Annotated in this window: 15 protein-coding genes and 1 tRNA gene; 8 read left to right on the forward strand and 8 right to left on the reverse strand. The window is 66.6% G+C overall.

Annotated features, from left to right (window positions below; translation table 11 throughout):
- Nucleotides 1-41: 41 nt before the first annotated feature.
- Entirely contained in the window at nucleotides 42-1,019 is a 978-nt protein-coding gene (locus ACEU5R_RS22980; protein WP_392411933.1) for an NAD(P)H-quinone oxidoreductase, read from the reverse strand.
- 104 nt (nucleotides 1,020-1,123) lie between these two features.
- Between ACEU5R_RS22980 and ACEU5R_RS22985 the strand changes: the two genes are divergently transcribed.
- Both ACEU5R_RS22985 and ACEU5R_RS22990 read left to right on the forward strand, forming a co-directional pair.
- A tRNA-Ser gene (locus ACEU5R_RS22985) sits at nucleotides 1,124-1,213 on the forward strand.
- A 14-nt stretch (nucleotides 1,214-1,227) separates the two neighbouring features.
- Nucleotides 1,228-1,557: a hypothetical protein gene (locus ACEU5R_RS22990; protein WP_392411896.1), complete on the forward strand. Its 330-nt coding sequence runs from the start codon at nucleotides 1,228-1,230 to the stop codon at nucleotides 1,555-1,557.
- Here the strand turns inward: ACEU5R_RS22990 and ACEU5R_RS22995 are convergent.
- Both ACEU5R_RS22995 and ACEU5R_RS23000 read right to left on the reverse strand, forming a co-directional pair.
- Nucleotides 1,545-1,925 (reverse strand): hypothetical protein, encoded by a 381-nt coding sequence (locus ACEU5R_RS22995; protein ID WP_392411898.1) that lies wholly within the window; start codon nucleotides 1,923-1,925, stop codon nucleotides 1,545-1,547. The two genes, ACEU5R_RS22990 and ACEU5R_RS22995, sit on opposite strands and share 13 nt — an antisense overlap.
- A 30-nt stretch (nucleotides 1,926-1,955) precedes the next feature.
- Nucleotides 1,956-2,681 carry a response regulator transcription factor gene (locus tag ACEU5R_RS23000; protein ID WP_103272952.1) on the reverse strand — a complete coding sequence of 242 codons (726 nt, stop codon included), beginning with the start codon at nucleotides 2,679-2,681 and terminating at the stop codon, nucleotides 1,956-1,958.
- A 369-nt stretch (nucleotides 2,682-3,050) separates the two neighbouring features.
- Between ACEU5R_RS23000 and ACEU5R_RS23005 the strand changes: the two genes are divergently transcribed.
- Together ACEU5R_RS23005 and ACEU5R_RS23010 are read left to right on the forward strand one after the other, a co-directional pair.
- On the forward strand, nucleotides 3,051-3,956 hold the full coding sequence (locus ACEU5R_RS23005; protein ID WP_392411900.1) for a LysR substrate-binding domain-containing protein: 906 nt from the start codon (nucleotides 3,051-3,053) through the stop codon (nucleotides 3,954-3,956).
- A 223-nt stretch (nucleotides 3,957-4,179) separates the two neighbouring features.
- Complete coding sequence (locus ACEU5R_RS23010) at nucleotides 4,180-5,064, forward strand: LysR substrate-binding domain-containing protein (RefSeq protein WP_158658353.1); 885 nt, start codon at nucleotides 4,180-4,182, stop codon at nucleotides 5,062-5,064.
- An 18-nt stretch (nucleotides 5,065-5,082) separates the two neighbouring features.
- Here the strand turns inward: ACEU5R_RS23010 and ACEU5R_RS23015 are convergent, their stop codons facing one another.
- Together ACEU5R_RS23015 and ACEU5R_RS23020 are read right to left on the reverse strand one after the other, a co-directional pair.
- Nucleotides 5,083-5,862: a hypothetical protein gene (locus tag ACEU5R_RS23015; protein ID WP_392411902.1), complete on the reverse strand. Its 780-nt coding sequence runs from the start codon at nucleotides 5,860-5,862 to the stop codon at nucleotides 5,083-5,085.
- Nucleotides 5,863-5,915: 53 nt separating this feature from the next.
- Complete coding sequence (locus ACEU5R_RS23020) at nucleotides 5,916-6,713, reverse strand: response regulator transcription factor (RefSeq protein ID WP_392411904.1); 798 nt, start codon at nucleotides 6,711-6,713, stop codon at nucleotides 5,916-5,918.
- Nucleotides 6,714-7,131: 418 nt separating this feature from the next.
- Here ACEU5R_RS23020 and ACEU5R_RS23025 point away from each other — a divergent pair, with 418 nt between their 5' ends.
- Entirely contained in the window at nucleotides 7,132-8,367 is a 1,236-nt protein-coding gene (locus tag ACEU5R_RS23025; protein WP_392411905.1) for an EAL domain-containing protein, read from the forward strand.
- Nucleotides 8,368-8,455: 88 nt separating this feature from the next.
- On the opposite strand, the gene ACEU5R_RS23030 is transcribed toward ACEU5R_RS23025, so the two are convergent.
- Nucleotides 8,456-9,103, reverse strand: coding sequence for a response regulator transcription factor (locus tag ACEU5R_RS23030; protein WP_103272946.1), 648 nt, complete (start codon nucleotides 9,101-9,103; stop codon nucleotides 8,456-8,458).
- A 357-nt stretch (nucleotides 9,104-9,460) separates the two neighbouring features.
- The gene (locus ACEU5R_RS23035; protein ID WP_392411906.1) at nucleotides 9,461-10,441 is read right to left on the reverse strand and encodes a LysR substrate-binding domain-containing protein; all 981 of its coding nucleotides are present in this window, start codon (nucleotides 10,439-10,441) and stop codon (nucleotides 9,461-9,463) included.
- Nucleotides 10,442-10,524: 83 nt separating this feature from the next.
- Here ACEU5R_RS23035 and ACEU5R_RS23040 point away from each other — a divergent pair, with 83 nt between their 5' ends.
- Nucleotides 10,525-11,448, forward strand: coding sequence for a carbon-nitrogen hydrolase family protein (locus ACEU5R_RS23040; protein ID WP_392411908.1), 924 nt, complete (start codon nucleotides 10,525-10,527; stop codon nucleotides 11,446-11,448).
- A gap of 454 nt (nucleotides 11,449-11,902) precedes the next feature.
- Here ACEU5R_RS23040 and ACEU5R_RS23045 read toward each other — a convergent pair whose 3' ends face one another.
- Entirely contained in the window at nucleotides 11,903-12,748 is an 846-nt protein-coding gene (locus ACEU5R_RS23045; RefSeq protein ID WP_392411909.1) for a dienelactone hydrolase family protein, read from the reverse strand.
- 374 nt (nucleotides 12,749-13,122) lie between these two features.
- Here ACEU5R_RS23045 and ACEU5R_RS23050 point away from each other — a divergent pair, with 374 nt between their 5' ends.
- Together ACEU5R_RS23050 and ACEU5R_RS23055 are read left to right on the forward strand one after the other, a co-directional pair.
- On the forward strand, nucleotides 13,123-13,692 hold the full coding sequence (locus ACEU5R_RS23050) for a PIN domain-containing protein (RefSeq protein WP_392411935.1): 570 nt from the start codon (nucleotides 13,123-13,125) through the stop codon (nucleotides 13,690-13,692).
- Between the two features lie 294 nt (nucleotides 13,693-13,986).
- On the forward strand, nucleotides 13,987-14,523 hold the full coding sequence (locus tag ACEU5R_RS23055; protein ID WP_392411911.1) for a fimbrial protein: 537 nt from the start codon (nucleotides 13,987-13,989) through the stop codon (nucleotides 14,521-14,523).
- Nucleotides 14,524-14,561 lie beyond the last annotated feature (38 nt).

Genomic DNA, 14,561 nt, shown 5'->3' on the forward strand with positions numbered 1-14,561 from the left:
TTTGATGTGGGCCGCGGGGGGCCCGCCCCACCCGAGTTTCCCTATACGGTCAGGATGATCTTGCCGATGTTCTCGCCGCTTTCCATCATGGCGTGGGCCTGGGCGGCCTGGGCCAGCGGGAAGGTGGCGTGGACGATCGGCTTGATGGCGCCCTGCTCCAGCAACGGCCAGGCGCGCTCGCGCAGCGCGCGGGCGATGGCGCCCTTGAAGGCCACGGGGCGCGGACGCAGCGTGGAACCGGTGATGGTGAGCCGGCGACGCATGACCTGCGCCGTGTCCACATTGGCATGGGCGCCGCCCAGCTGCGCGATGATGACAATGCGGCCGTCGTCGGCCAGGCACTGGATGTCGCGGCCGATGTAGTCGCCCGCCACCATGTCCAGGACCACGTCCACGCCGCGTCCGCCGGTGGCGTCCAGCACTTCCTTCACGAAGTCCTGGGTCTTGTAGTTGATGCCGCGCGCGGCCCCCAGCGCTTCCACGGCGCGGGCGCGCTCATCGCTGCCGACGGTGGCGTAGACCGGGTTGCCCATCGCGCGGGCCAGCTGGATGGCCGTGGTGCCGATGCCGCTGGCGCCGCCATGGACCAGCAGCGCCTCGCCCTCGGCCAGACCGCCGCGGTCGAACACGTTGCTCCAGACGGTGAAGTAGGTTTCGGGCAGGCCGGCGGCTTCGATGTCGGAAAGGCCGCGCGGAATCGGCAGGCACTGGGCCGCGGGCGCGACGCAGTATTCGGCATAGCCGCCGCCCGCCACCAGCGCGCAGACCTTGTCACCGATCGCCAGGCCGCCGACAGCCGCGTCGCCGGACACGATTTCGCCCGCCACTTCCAGGCCGGGCAGGTCCGACGCGCCGCGCGGCGGCGGATAGGCGCCCTTGCGCTGGAATACATCGGGACGGTTGATGCCGGCCGCGCTGACCTTGATCAGCACCTCGCCCGGACCGGGCTCCGGCATGGGTCGTTCCACCGGCACCAGCACGTCCGGACCGCCGGGGCGGGAGATTTCAACAGCCTTCATCATGCCTCCTGGGTAGCAAATGGATTATTATTGCGCCCTTCGGATGGCATGCAAGCCATCGCCGGCAAAACGTTTGCCTGGCGATCAGCGCCGTCCCGACACCAGGAAGCGTGGCCGAGCGGTTGAAGGCACCGGTCTTGAAAACCGGCAAGGGTTTACGCCCTTCGTGGGTTCGAATCCCACCGCTTCCGCCAACACGATGCCGCGCATGGCCCAATCCCTAGCTTGCCTTCCGCTACCCGACGGCTTCGAACCGCGCGGGGAGCTTGCCGTCGAGCACGACGAAGAATCGGGCAAGGTCTACGAGATGTGGATGCTGGACACGGCGCTGCCGTTCGACGCGGCGGTCGCCGCGCTGTCTGAGTTCGCGCAGCGGCACTTTGGCGGCCAGAAAAGAGAAGCCGCCACCAAGCTGCCGGGCGTGCGCAGCTGGGCCGCGAACTGGACCCTGGGCGGCCAGGAAGTCTCGGCGCAACTCACCTGCGCGGACGCAGACAGCGCGGGCTATCTGCGCAATGCCTACCCCTACACGTCGTAGGATTGCTCGCCCAGCCGGAACCCCATGTCCGTGCCCCAGCGGTCGACATAGCGGATCCAGCGCGTCTGGCATGACACACAGCAATAGTGCTCATAGCGGTTGACCGGGTCGCCGTCGACCTCCACGCAATCCACCAGGCCTAGCCGCGGATGCGACTCCATGCTGACCGCCATGCCCAGCGGCAGGCTCAGACAGGACTCGCACATGGATGCGGCCCGCGCCTCGCCCGAGGCCGGCTCCCCCCTTCCGGTCCCGGCGCTCCCCCCGGCGCCGGGACCGGGCGCGCTCGCGCCGTCGGAATGCGCCTCGGCCTCGGCGCAGATCCGGATCAACAGATCGAGCACGGTCAGTTCGCTAAGACTCACCACGTCGCGCCCCTCGGATACATGGGCGACACGCTAGGCATAGGCTTTCTGGCTGGCGGCGAGCGCCATCACGGGCATCAGGCGGAATCCCTGCGCGTAGACGCTGCTCAGCTGGAGCCCGTTTTCAGGCTGCAGCTGCAGCTTCACCCGCAAGCGGTAGACATGCGTGTCCAGCGTCTTGGAATCGAATTCCAGCGAGCGGCCCCAGATTGCTTTTTCCAGCACGATGCGCGGCACCAGACGACCAATATGACGGAACAGGTACAGGCCCAGATCGAATTCGCGGCGCGACAGCTTCACCGGCTGGCCGCGCAACATGGCGGTCCGGCCCACGGGATCGATTTCATAGTCGCCGACCCGGATCAGATCGGCCGGCAACGCCTGATCGGGATACGCCCGGCGCAGCAGCGCGCCCACCCGCGCCGCCAGCTCGCCGGCGCGCACCGGCTTGCTCATGCAATCGTCCGCGCCGTCTTCCAACGAGGAGGTCACGCAGTTTTCCAGATCCGCCGCCTCCGCCAGCAGCAGGATGGGCTGGGCGCGCCCCGCCGCCGCGCGGACCTTGCCCACCAGCAGCGGATCCATGCCCCCCGTCGACAGGCCCGCATCCACGACAAAAAAGTCGTAGTCCTGCGCCTGCCCGGACTGCAGGAACACGCTGCCCTGTCCGTGGACGGAGCACTCGTGCCCAATCGCGTTCAACAAGATGGCCGTCACTTCGGCCTGTTCGCGCTTGCCACCCAACACTGCGATCTTCATGATTCACCTCAATGCGCCGCATGACCAACCGGCCCGTGCGCCTAATCCACAATTCGGGATAAACCCTGTACTGCCTAAAGCTGCGTTAATTGATATAAATTGAAAAATATTCAGCCGCCGCTTCGACACCCCCAACATCCAGGGCCCGGAACAAGCCCGACGCCCCTCCTGAAACTGCCTCGGACCCTCGATCACCCACCTCGAAACAAAACGACATAAAGTGACGATGCAAGGCATTCGAAGCAGATGCGTGCGTTTTCAATATCTGAATTACGCAACGGTTACTAATCTAAGCAGAGTCTCAGCGCGTAACAATCGACAATGCAGCTCCAACCTATGACCTAACGGAATACCTTTCGGGCTTTTTCCATGCGATTGCTGCTCCCTTCCATGCCCGAACTCCATGCCTTTCTCGCCGTCGCGCAGGTGGGCAGCTTCTCCGCCGCGGCACAGACCCTGTGCGTTACGCAAGGCGGCGTCAGCCGTTGTGTGCAGCGCCTTGAAAGCCGCCTCGGCATGCCCTTGTTCCTGCGCAACGGCCGTGGCGTTTCGCTGACACCGACAGGGCAACGGTTGTACGAACAGATCGAGCCCGCGATGCGCACGCTGGCGGACGCGGTCGCCAGCGTCCAGGCCCATGCATCGCCGCGCGGCGTGCTGCGCCTGCGCACCGTCTCCACGCTGTCGATGCGCTGGCTGGTGCCGCGCCTGCCCCAATTCCATGCGCGCATGCCAGGCGTGCGCGTGATCATCCAGCCCAACGTGCTGGACGACGACTTTCTCGAAAAGGACGTCGACTGCTGGCTCTACTGGCGCAAATCGGCCACCGGTCAATGGCCCCGGCATCTGCGCAGCACCTACATCATCGGCCGCGAGATCGTGCCCGTCTGCCATCCTTCGGTCCTGCCCAGCATCCATTCGCCCGCGGATCTGCTGCGCCAGCCACTGCTGTATCACGTGGAAGCGCCGGAGATGTGGCAGCAATGGTGCGAGGCCTACGGACAGCCCGCTCCCAAGATGCTGGATTCCGAGTTCAACATCATGGCCGCCGCCATTGACGCGGTGGCCAACAACTTCGGCGTCGTGCTGTCGCCGCGCTGCCTGGTGCAGATGGATGAGCAGGCAGGCCGCGTCGCGGTCCCCGCCGGCATGTCGATCTCGAGCCGCCGTGGCTACTTCCTGTGCACGCCGAAAACGCGCGACGGCGATCCGCTGATCGATGCATTCCGCAGCTGGCTGCTGGAATGCGCGGCCACCGACTTCGAACAAGACTGAAGCAAGGGTCCGCACGCGCGGGCAGGCCCGGCCATTCTCATGGCCGATAGAATTTGAATTTCAACGCGAATTGCCCGCCTACACTGACCAGGCCCTTAACCGCCGCGTGCCCGGCGCGCAGGCGTCCGTCCAGATTCCTGCAGGCGCATTGCCTGCACGCACAGGGCGCATGCCTGACGTCGTCCGACATACGCAATACGCCATGCGCCTGCAGCTTCCCCCCATGCCAGAATTGCACGCCTTCGTGTCCGTCGCGCGCTCCGGATGCATCACCGCGGCCGCGGACGGCCTGGAGATGACACAGGGCGGCGTCAGCCGCAGCATCAGGCGCCTGGAGTCACGGCTGGGCGTCATACTGTTCCTGCGCGGTGGCCGCGGCGTCACGCTGACCGAAGCCGGACGCCAGCTGTTCGATCGGGTCGAGCCGTCGCTGCGCGTGCTCAGCGACGCGATGATGGAGATCGATACGCAGGCCTCGCCGCGCAGCCGGCTCACGGTGCGATCCGTATCGACGCTGGCCACGCGCTGGCTGATCCCCAAGCTGCCGGAGTTCAACCAGCAGATTCCGAATGTGCGTGTCGTATTGCAGCCCTACGCGCCCGACGACGATTTCCTCGATACCCAAACGGATTGCTGGATCGTGCCTCGGCCGCCCAAGGGCAATCCCTGGCCGCGTCATGTCATGGCCACGTACCTGGCGGGGCAACACATCGTGCCGATCTGCCATCCCGATCTCGCGCCCCAGATCCTCAAGCCAGAAGACCTTTTGCGCCATCCGCTGCTTTATCACCTGGAGCAACCGGACGACTGGCGCATCTGGCTGGAGACGCAGAGCGGCGTGCAATCCTTCTCGGTGGATTCCGGCTTCAGCACGGTCGCAGGCATCATCGACGCGGTGGCCGACAATTTCGGCGTCGGTATCGTGCCACGCTGCCTGCTGGACGCGGACCTGAAGACGCAGCGCGTGGCCTTGCCCTTCCCGCACCCGGTGCCCTCTCACGGCGGCTACTATTTCTGCATGCTGCGCTCGCGCGGCGACGATCCGGTCCTGGACGCGTTCTCGCAATGGCTGCAGCGCCGCGCGCAGCAGGATCTGAACGACTTCTGACTCCCGGCCCGGCAGCCGTCAGGGCCCCAACGCCAGCCCTTCCGCCAGGCTGTGTTCGTTCCTGCCCACGCTCAGGTGGCCGACGAACACATAGCCACGGCCTCGCACGCTCCTGATCGGCAATGTGACGCCCAGCATTTCGGCCCGGCGCTTCAGGCGGCTGATCACCACGTCGATCGAGCGCCCGGTGATGCTGGAGCCATCGGCGGCCGATATCGTGTCGTTGCGCCGCGCCTCCATCCCCTCATGGTGCGCGAACCATTGCAGCAGCGTGCGCTCCGACTTGCGCAGGTCTATGCGCGTGCCATCGGCGGCCGCCAGCATCCAGCCGCCGTCCGAAAGCACCCAGACGCCCTGCCTGCCGCCGTCCTCGTCGGCCCGCGCCACGGCGACCGCCTGGGCCATGTCGACACGCCGGGCATCCGCGCTACCCTTGCGCCGGATCGCCTGCAGGACCGCGGCCAGTTCTTCCGGGCCGGCCTGCGCGGACAGGCAATTGTCGGCACCCGCCATATAGGCGTGGATGCGCCGATCAATGGCGGAGAACTCGCCGACCGCCAGTACGGTCGCGTCCGGAAAGCTGCTGCGCACCTGACGCAGCAGAAGCAGGAAATTCAGTCCCACGGGCAGGATCAGGTGCGTGATCCCGCGCCCCAGGCGCCACTCGCCGGCCAGCGGCGCGGGGCCGACGTCGACATCCTGGAACGGCAGGCCCAGGCTGTTGAGCAGGAATGCCTGGCGCGTCCTGGCATCAGGCTCCTCGAAGATGACGAATATTTCGGCAGTGGCACGCATCATGGTTGGATTCATCCGATCTCGCACGGCCCGATCCAGGACGAGCCGCGGCTTGCTCAAGACAGCGTCACCACCTGGATCAGGCGAAAACCCTGCGCATACACGCTGGCCAGCTGCAGGCCGTTTTCCGGTTGCAGCCTGAGCTTGACCCGCAGGCGGTAGATGTGTGTGTCCACCGTCTTGGAATCGACGCCCAGCTCCCGGCCCCAGATCGCCTTCTCCAGCGTCGCCCGGCTGACCAGGCGACCGACATTGCGGAACAGGTACAAGGCCAGGTCGAACTCGCGACTCGACAGCTTGACGGGCTGCCCATTGAGATTGAGCCGGCGCGCGACCACGTCGATGACATAGGGGCCGACCCTCAGCACATCCGCCTGCAGCTCCTGGCTTGGATAGACACGCCGCGCCAGCGCCTGCACGCGCGCCGCGAACACGGCGATGCGCAAGGGCTTGAACATGACATCGTCGGCGCCCGCGTCGTACAGGTCCGCCAACTCGGATTCCGCCACCGCCGCCGTCAGGGCCAGAATGGGAGGCAGGTTCCTGACCTGCGAACGGATGTGCGCGATCAGGTCCACGCCTTGGCCGGCCATGACGTCGCCCAGGTCCAGCACGATCAGGTTCACGCCCCCGGCGCTGACGCGCTCCGGCCAGGAATCGAACACGCCGACCTGAAAGCCTTGCTGCGTCAACAGGCGCGCCAGCTGGTCCGCCTGCTGCTGCTCATGCCCGACGAGCGCGACATACAGCGATGATCCGGCCGTTCTGGTTGCCCCGGCGTCCTCTGGTTTATGCCCGATGAGGTCTTCCTCGCGGTCCTCGGGCAGATAGGAAGTGTGTTTCCCGGTGTGCACGCGCACATCAGGGGACTCCTGAACAGCATGGCGATTCCAATGCATATACCTTCCTGCAAATCTGGGACCTCACGGATCCCTCTTTCATGGAACGCGCGCCGCGACCCGCGAGTCGCTTGCGGGCGGAATGCTCCGTCACTGTCCTTGTCGCTTCAACACCGAGTCGGGTTCCGCTGGCCCGCGAACCGTGATCCTTGAAGCTTGTAGACACCGCGTACATGTCGAAATACTACTGACCGAAAGGAGTTGAAATTCGAACAATAGTCAAAGCAGGAAACTTTCCTTTCCGCCTCGCCATAGGCGCGCACGGCGCATGCCGGTCCATCTTGCAAGCGCGTAGGACCAGGCTGATTCAAGCGCGCAATGCGCGGTGGAAGAATGCACCCGACTCATAAGGCGCCTACCGCGCAAGCACACCATGATCGATACCATCCTCGTCGTCGATGAATACGACACGCACCGCGTGGGCCTGGCAAGCGTGCTGCGCAAGGCAACCGGCGCGGACGTCATCGCCGCGCGCAACGGCAGGATCGCGCTGGACGAGATACGCCAGCAGCGCTGGGACATCGTGGTGCTCGACCTCGACCTGCCCGATATGACCGGCCTGCAATTGATCGACGCGTTGGCGCGGCACGGCGGCGCCGGCGGGATCATCCTGACCAGCGCGCATCCCGCACGCCTGGTCCAGGCCGCGGCGGCCTACGCGCAATCGCGCGGCATCAGCGTGCTGGCCACGCTGGAAAAGCCGCTGAAGTCCGGCCGCGTGCGCGCCGTGGCCGCCACGCTGCAAGGCGAGCTGCGCATGCAGCGCGACGCCGCGCTCGTCAGCAAACCGCAAGCGGCTGTTTCAAGGCTGTCGCGCGACGACCTGCTGCTGGCGCTGGCCACCGGCCGCATCGAAGGCCACCTGCAGCCACAGCACCATGTCGACAGCGGCCGCCTGCGCGGCGCCGAGATACTGGCCCGCTGGCGCAACGACGACGGCACGCTGCTGGAGCCGGCCGTCTTCCTGCCGGCGTTCGAAGGCGCAGGCCTGATGCGACCGTTGACCGACCACATGATCGAGCAGGCGCTCGCCGCCCAGATCCGGCTGGCCTGGATACGCGACCTGAGCATCAGCATCAACATTCCCACCGGCATCGCCAGCTCCGTCGACTGGGCACAACAGCTGGCCCAGCAGGCGAGGCTGGCTGGCGCCACGCCCAGCCGCCTGGTGATCGAAATCATCGAGGACGGCGACGCCTCGGCCATCCCCGCCCTGACCGGCGCGGTGACCCAATTGCGCCTGCGCGGCTTCAATTGCGCGATCGATGACTTCGGCACGGGCAGCTCATCGCTGGACCGCCTGCTATGGGTGCCGTTCAACGAACTGAAGATCGATCGCCACATGATCAGCCAGGCGCGCCACCATCCGCACGCGCGGCGCATCCTGTCCAGCACGATAGGCATGGCGCGCGGGCTGGGCATCGCGGTCGTGATCGAAGGCATCGAGTCCGAAGACGACCTGAAGCTCGTGACCGGCCTGGGTGGACAGATCACCCAGGGCTATCTGCACGGCAAGGCCATGACGCTGGAAGCGTTTGAAATCTATGCCGCCACGCAGCGGACCCGGCAGCGCCCGCCCGCCACGCTGGCCGCCATCGCGACCTGCTGATCTCGGGCGCAGCCCGGACCACCCGTGCCCCGGCGCGGGCCTGCGGCTAGGCGCGGAGTTCGTGCGGCCGCATCTGCAAGGCAGCGCCCTAGGCGTCGGCCAGACCCGTCTCTATGCCGTAACGCAACAGCTCGATATCGCTCTGCACGCCCAGCTTGAGCATGGCGGTGCCCTTCTGCGTGCTGATGGTCTTCTTGCTGCGGTCCAGCCGCTGCGCGATCTCGTTGACCGTCAGGCCAGCCAGAAACAGCCGGACCACTTCCATCTCGCGCAAGGTCAACGCCAGCAGGCCCGCCCGGCCATAACCCGCGGCCTGCGCCAGCGCCTCGATGCGCGGCGACAGATAGCGCCCGTCGCCGCGCGCGCGCAGGATCGCCGGCAGCAGATGGCTAAGCTCGTCGACCTTGCTGACGATGCAATGCACGCCCCGGCTCAACAGCATGTGCACGACGCCAGCGTTCTCCAGCCGCGTGAGGATGACAATGCGCAGGCCCGGATAACGCTGCCTGATCACCTCCAGACAAGGCGCTGAGCCGGCGCTCAAGCCGCCCAGCATCGCGTACTCGCATACGAGTACGTCATAGGCCGCGGCTTCGAGCGCCTGCTGCATGCCACCCGCGCTGCGCGGCGCACAGCTGACGTTGATGTTGGGGGATTGGATTAACGCATGCCGCACGCCGGCACAGACCGCGGGATGATCATCCGCGACCAGGACTTTCACGCTTTGTGGACTCATGATCCGACACTACGAATAAAACGCCATCGAGGCGCCCACTTGATACGGCCGCGGAACATTTGTGCTGGCGCTGCCCTCAAGACCTTACATAGACAAGACAACTCATGGAACTTGTCCGACGTGGGGCGCAGTGTAGGAGCGCGGGCAGGGTCAAAGATTGAACTTTGACAATTGTTCAATCTTCAATTCGGATGTTCAAAAAGCGCGCACGGAAGTTCCACCGAACGGAATTCCACGCATGCTTCAATGCGAGTGTTCATCTTTGCTTGACCCTCCGCAGCGCACGTCCACGATCGGCAACGACGGCTCGAAGCGCTCGCGGTTTTCTTGACGGAAGCGACCGGCGCGCAGCCGCGTTCAAACGGACAGGGTGCGCCAGAGATACTGCTCCAGCAGCGGCTGCAGACATCGCCGCAACGCAGACGCGGCCGGATCGCGCAAGGCATCGGCGCGCCAACCCAGCTCGATGGCATAGCCCGGCATGGCGACGGGACACGGCAGCAGCGCCAAGCCTGCCGCCCGCGCCAGGCCGCGCGCGGCATGCTCGGGCAGCGTAGCCAGCGCCGCGCCGCCGCGCAACAGAAAGGCCAGCGCGGAAAAATGCGAGGTCGAGGCCTGCACGCGACGCTTCAGGCCCATGCCGTGCAGCACCTCGTCCACCACGCCGATGAAGCCGCCCGACGACACCAGCACATGTTCCCGGCGCACGAACTCCTCGACCGACAGCGCTTTCTGGCCACGCCGCAGGCTGGCGGGATCCAGCAGACAGGCGTAGCCGCCATGACCGACCAGCGCCTTCTGCAGGGCGGCCGCGCTAAGTCCTCCGGACGCGATCACCAGATCGGCCTCGCGCGCCATCAGCATGTCCGCCGCCATCCGGCTGTGCGCCTGGCGGAAGATCACGCGCAGGCCCGGCGCCTCGACGGCCAGCCGGTCCATGATGTCCCGTCCCAGCGCGATCTCGAAGTCATCCGACAGTCCCAGCGTGACCGAGCGGCCCGCCACGCCCGCGCGGCCCGGCCGCGCCAGCGCCAGGCTCTGGCGGCACTTGTCCAGCGCCTCGCCGATCACGGGCCGCAGTTCGCGCGCCCGCAGGCTCGGGGCCAGCCCGCGTCCGGTGCGCGTGAACAGCGGATCGCCATAGAGCGCGCGCAACCGTGCCAGCGCCGCGCTGACCGCGGACTGCGTCACGCCCAGCCGCAAGGCGGCGCGGCCCGCGCCGCCTTCGTCGTAGATCGCCTCGAACACCTTGAGCAGATTCAGATCAGGCAGATTCCAGTCCGTCGGATCCCCAGCCGCCACGCGCGGGGCCGTCGATGCGATATCAGTTTTCTTCATATCAATTATCTTCAGACAGGATTGATTGATTTTAGGCAGGGCGGGAGACTGACGAACACATCCACCCCATTCCAGGAATCGCCATGACCATCAGCACCGTCGCCGCCCTGCAAATCGGCTCGTCCCCCGAAGGCAAAACCCGCACGCTGGAACACGTGCTCGCATTCGAATCCGAGATCGTCGCCGCCGGCGCCACGCTGGTGGTCATGCCCGAGGCGCTGCTGGGCGGCTATCCCAAGGGCGAGATCTTCGGCACCCGGCTGGGCTACCGCCTGCCCGAAGGCCGCGAGGCCTATGCGCGCTATCACGACAACGCCATCGACGTGCCGGGACCGGAAACCGAGGCGCTGGCGGGCCTGTCGCGGCGCACCGGCGCCAGCCTGGTGGTGGGCGTGATCGAGCGCGGCGGCAGCACGCTGTATTGCACGGCGCTGTACTTCGATCCCTCGGCCGGCCTGGTCGCCAAGCACCGCAAGCTGATGCCCACGGGCACCGAGCGCCTGATCTGGGGCCAGGGCGATGGCTCCACCCTGCCGGTGGTCGACACGCCGGCCGGCCGCGTCGGCGGCGCCATCTGCTGGGAAAACCACATGCCACTGCTGCGCGCCGCCATGTATGCGAAAGGCGTGCAGATCTGGTGCGCGCCCACCGTGGACGAGCGCGACATCTGGCAATGCTCGATGCGCCATATCGCCCACGAAGGCCGCTGCTTCGTGATCAGCGCCTGCCAGGTGCAGCCCTCGCCCGCCGAGCTGGGCCTGGACGTGCCGGGCTGGGACAGCCAGCGTCCGCTGATCAACGGCGGCTCGGTCATCATCGGCCCGCTGGGCGACGTGCTGGCCGGCCCGCTGCATGGCCAGACGGGCCTGCTGACCGCCCGCATCGACACCGCCGAGCTGGTCCGCGCGCGCTACGACTTCGATGTGTCCGGGCACTATGCCCGGCCCGACATCTTCAGTCTGACGGTGGACGAACGGGCCCGGCCGGCCGTCCGCTACCTCTCCTGAGTCGCCCGCGCGGACGGCATGACCCTCACGGCGGTGATGGTATAGTCACGCCCTCTGGACGCCCCCTCGCGGACGCGTCCCGCCGCCGGCGCAGTCAGGCCGGCCGCGCCCGAGTGGTGAAATTGGTAGACACAAGGGACTTAAGACAATTTGAGCCCTCCGGGGGAAACCCCGAAGGTGTAGCCCGTCAAACTCGGCGAAGGCCCTGGACCCGTTCCGCGCTGACACCGAGCCAAGCCCGGCCCGCAAGGGGCGGGAAGGTGTAGAGAGCAGACGGCGGGCGCCTAAGGCCGCAAGGCTATGGCGAAGGCGTGCTCCAGACCACGAACGGCGCGTGACGCGCCGGCGGCGAAAGCCGAAGTGGTACGAAAATCCCTCGGCCGCAAGGCCGTACCGGTTCGATTCCGGTCTCGGGCACCACCTCTCGCCGGCACGGCGCGACCGCCGCCGTTTCTCAGTTGCGACGCAGGAACTCCACCGTCCTGGCCATCGCATCGACGGTGGCATCCTGGTTGAACACGTAGCCGCGCTCCGGGTTGGACTTGTCCCAGCCGTGGGTCGTCTGTTCATAGACATGCCAGGACACCGGCCGCCCCTGCGCCTTCATGTCGTCCAGCAGGGGAAAGCAGGGTGCGATGGGCGTTTCCTTGTCGTCCCTGGCCAGCAGCAGCAATACGGGGCGGTCCGTATCGGGGCGGAGCAGTTGCAGCGTGGGCGCGTTCTTGGGCACATAGGCGCAGCTGCCGTACCACCCGACCGACGCCCGGAAGCGGCGCTCGCTGCCGACCGCCTTGGCGATTTGCGGACTGGCCGCGACGCTGGCGGCGAAACTGCCCAGCGACATGCCGACCAGATAGATGCGCGCCGGATCGACCTCCTTGAGCGAGGCCAGATGCCGCATGCCGTCGAAAGCATCCTTGTACACCCGTGGCGTGCGCACCCCGCGCGGCTGGCAGAACGCCGTGTGCCGCCTGGGGCCGTAGGAATCCAGCAGCAGCACGACAAAGCCCGCCGCCACCAGCTCCCGGGCCCGCTCGCCCATGTGCGGCTGCAGTCCGCCACAGGTATGCGCCAGCACGACGGCGGGAAAGGGACCCGCGCCCTGCGGCTTGTACAGGCTGTTGCCTTTCGCCCCGGCCTGGCCGGGATCGGCATAGGTCGACGCGAACTCCAGGTCTGGATAATCGGCGATCGCCTTGGCGAACGCCGCGTCCGCCTGCGCGGCCGCCGGCCCGGCCGCCAGCAGCGCCCAGGCCGCGAACGCCCAACCGCGAATTGTCCTGCCGAGCTTCCGTTGCATGTCTCCCCCTTCGCGCTGTGCGCAAGTCAAGCTACAGACGGCCTGCATCCCGGCGACGCCGGAAATGGGCGCAGCATAGCAGCGGCGGCGACGGCCGGGCATCGTCGTTTTCCTGAATCCCGACGCGTCGGCGGCGCGGCCGATGTCGCGCCATCGATAGCGCCATCGATAGCGCCATCGATAGCGCCATCGATAGCGCCATCGATAGCGCTGGCCCAGGGCGGGCCGCCGCCCCAGGCGTCGCCATCGAAAAGGCAGTATTCTTGCGCCTTCCCTTGATTTCCCCTTGCCCGAGCCCCTGCCGCCGGGCAGGGCATCCCGCCATCTTGACCCCGCCCATCCCCCCGTTCATCGTCCTGGACGCCTGCGTCCTCATGTCCGGCATCGTCCGTCGACTGGTTCTCCGGCTGGCCGAGGCCGGCGTCTACCAGCCGGTCTGGACCGAACGCATCGGCGAGGAATGGCGACGCAACGCCTCGCGCATCTGGGAAATCCCGCCGGAAGTCATGGCGGAGCAATGGGCGGACATGAACGCGCGCTTTCCGCAGGCCCTGGAGCGTGACGCCCAGGCCTACGAAGCCTCGCTGCGCTACAGCGACCCCAAGGACTTCCACGTGATCGCGGCCGGGCTGGCCAGGCGCGCGCGCTGCGGCCTGCAGCAAGTGCCCGTGGTGCAGGTGATGACCTGGAACCTGAAGGACTTCAACCGCTCGGAACTGCGCCGCCAGGGACTGGACGTCTACAACCCCGATCGCATGCTGGCCCAATGGTGGCAGGAAGATGCCGGGCGCATGCGCGCCGCCGTGGCGCGGATACCCGCGGACTACGTGGCCCTGGGCCGCGAACCCGAGGCGCTTGCCGTGACGCTGCACCGCGAGCGCCTGTACCGCCTGAAATCCCTGGTCGCGCGCGACGCTGCCAGCGCCGAGGCCACGCAAGTCTGAATGGCGTTGATGCGCCGCGTGCCGCGAGGCGCATCGCAGGCGCAAGTCCTGTGACTAGGACAAAGGGAAATCGGCCTGTGCGTCCGCGCAACACCCAATCTCCACGAAAGCGCATCAAACGGAAACTATCCGCGGGTTTCCGTTGAATCATTTCAAAAAAGCGCGCATCGCTGCCCGGCGCCGTCGGTTGAATTCCGAACAATCGTCAAGCGATGATTTTCAACGCGTTTCCGCTGCCTAGACTGGCCTGCCATTTGGCAAATCCTTCAGTCCACGCACTCTCAGGAAACGCAGATGAAATCCCTCTCCCTCACCAAGGCCGCCGTGCTCATCGCGCTGGCCGCATCCGCCCAGGCTGCCCTCGCCGCCGACGGCACCGTGAACTTCGTTGGCAAGATCATCGACACGCCGTGCTCGGTTTCGCCCAATAGCGCGAACCTGACCGTGCCGCTGGGCACCGTGGCCAAGTCCTCGCTGGACGGCGGCGTGGGCAAGCGCTCGACGCCCGCCAAGTTCACCATCGATCTGATGAATTGCAGCCCCGCCACTGGCGCCAATGCCACCGTGTCGTTCACGGGCACGGCCGACGCCAGCGGCAACAAGCTGCGCGTCGGCGTAGGTGAAGTGACCGGCACCTTCGCCACCGGCGTCTCCATCGAAATCGCCGACTCGGCGGGCACGCCGATCAACCTGGGCGCGTCGTCGGCCGCCTATCCGCTGGTGGCGGGCAACAACTCGCTGCGCTTCCAGGCCTCGTATATCTCCACTGCTGCCGCGGTCACGGTCGGCACGGGTAACGCGGTCGCGCAATTCACCGTCGCTTACCCCTAAGCCGCGCTTGAGTCTGGCTCTCCCGGCGGCTCCCTCCC

It is taken from the genome of Achromobacter sp. 413638 (assembly GCF_043119405.1).
In the GTDB taxonomy this organism is placed as follows: domain Bacteria; phylum Pseudomonadota; class Gammaproteobacteria; order Burkholderiales; family Burkholderiaceae_B; genus Achromobacter.

What these genes read in the sequence shown, in the direction of transcription:
- ACEU5R_RS22980 (WP_392411933.1), bottom strand. Translation starts at nt 1,019, where the DNA reads ATGAAGGCTGTTGAAATCTCCCGCCCCGGCGGTCCGGACGTGCTGGTG.
- ACEU5R_RS22990 (WP_392411896.1), top strand. Translation starts at nt 1,228, where the DNA reads ATGGCCCAATCCCTAGCTTGCCTTCCGCTACCCGACGGCTTCGAACCG.
- ACEU5R_RS23000 (WP_103272952.1), bottom strand. Translation starts at nt 2,681, where the DNA reads ATGAAGATCGCAGTGTTGGGTGGCAAGCGCGAACAGGCCGAAGTGACG.
- ACEU5R_RS23005 (WP_392411900.1), top strand. Translation starts at nt 3,051, where the DNA reads ATGCGATTGCTGCTCCCTTCCATGCCCGAACTCCATGCCTTTCTCGCC.
- ACEU5R_RS23010 (WP_158658353.1), top strand. Translation starts at nt 4,180, where the DNA reads ATGCCAGAATTGCACGCCTTCGTGTCCGTCGCGCGCTCCGGATGCATC.
- ACEU5R_RS23015 (WP_392411902.1), bottom strand. Translation starts at nt 5,862, where the DNA reads ATGATGCGTGCCACTGCCGAAATATTCGTCATCTTCGAGGAGCCTGAT.
- ACEU5R_RS23025 (WP_392411905.1), top strand. Translation starts at nt 7,132, where the DNA reads ATGATCGATACCATCCTCGTCGTCGATGAATACGACACGCACCGCGTG.
- ACEU5R_RS23030 (WP_103272946.1), bottom strand. Translation starts at nt 9,103, where the DNA reads ATGAGTCCACAAAGCGTGAAAGTCCTGGTCGCGGATGATCATCCCGCG.
- ACEU5R_RS23035 (WP_392411906.1), bottom strand. Translation starts at nt 10,441, where the DNA reads ATGAAGAAAACTGATATCGCATCGACGGCCCCGCGCGTGGCGGCTGGG.
- ACEU5R_RS23040 (WP_392411908.1), top strand. Translation starts at nt 10,525, where the DNA reads ATGACCATCAGCACCGTCGCCGCCCTGCAAATCGGCTCGTCCCCCGAA.
- ACEU5R_RS23045 (WP_392411909.1), bottom strand. Translation starts at nt 12,748, where the DNA reads ATGCAACGGAAGCTCGGCAGGACAATTCGCGGTTGGGCGTTCGCGGCC.
- ACEU5R_RS23050 (WP_392411935.1), top strand. Translation starts at nt 13,123, where the DNA reads ATGTCCGGCATCGTCCGTCGACTGGTTCTCCGGCTGGCCGAGGCCGGC.
- ACEU5R_RS23055 (WP_392411911.1), top strand. Translation starts at nt 13,987, where the DNA reads ATGAAATCCCTCTCCCTCACCAAGGCCGCCGTGCTCATCGCGCTGGCC.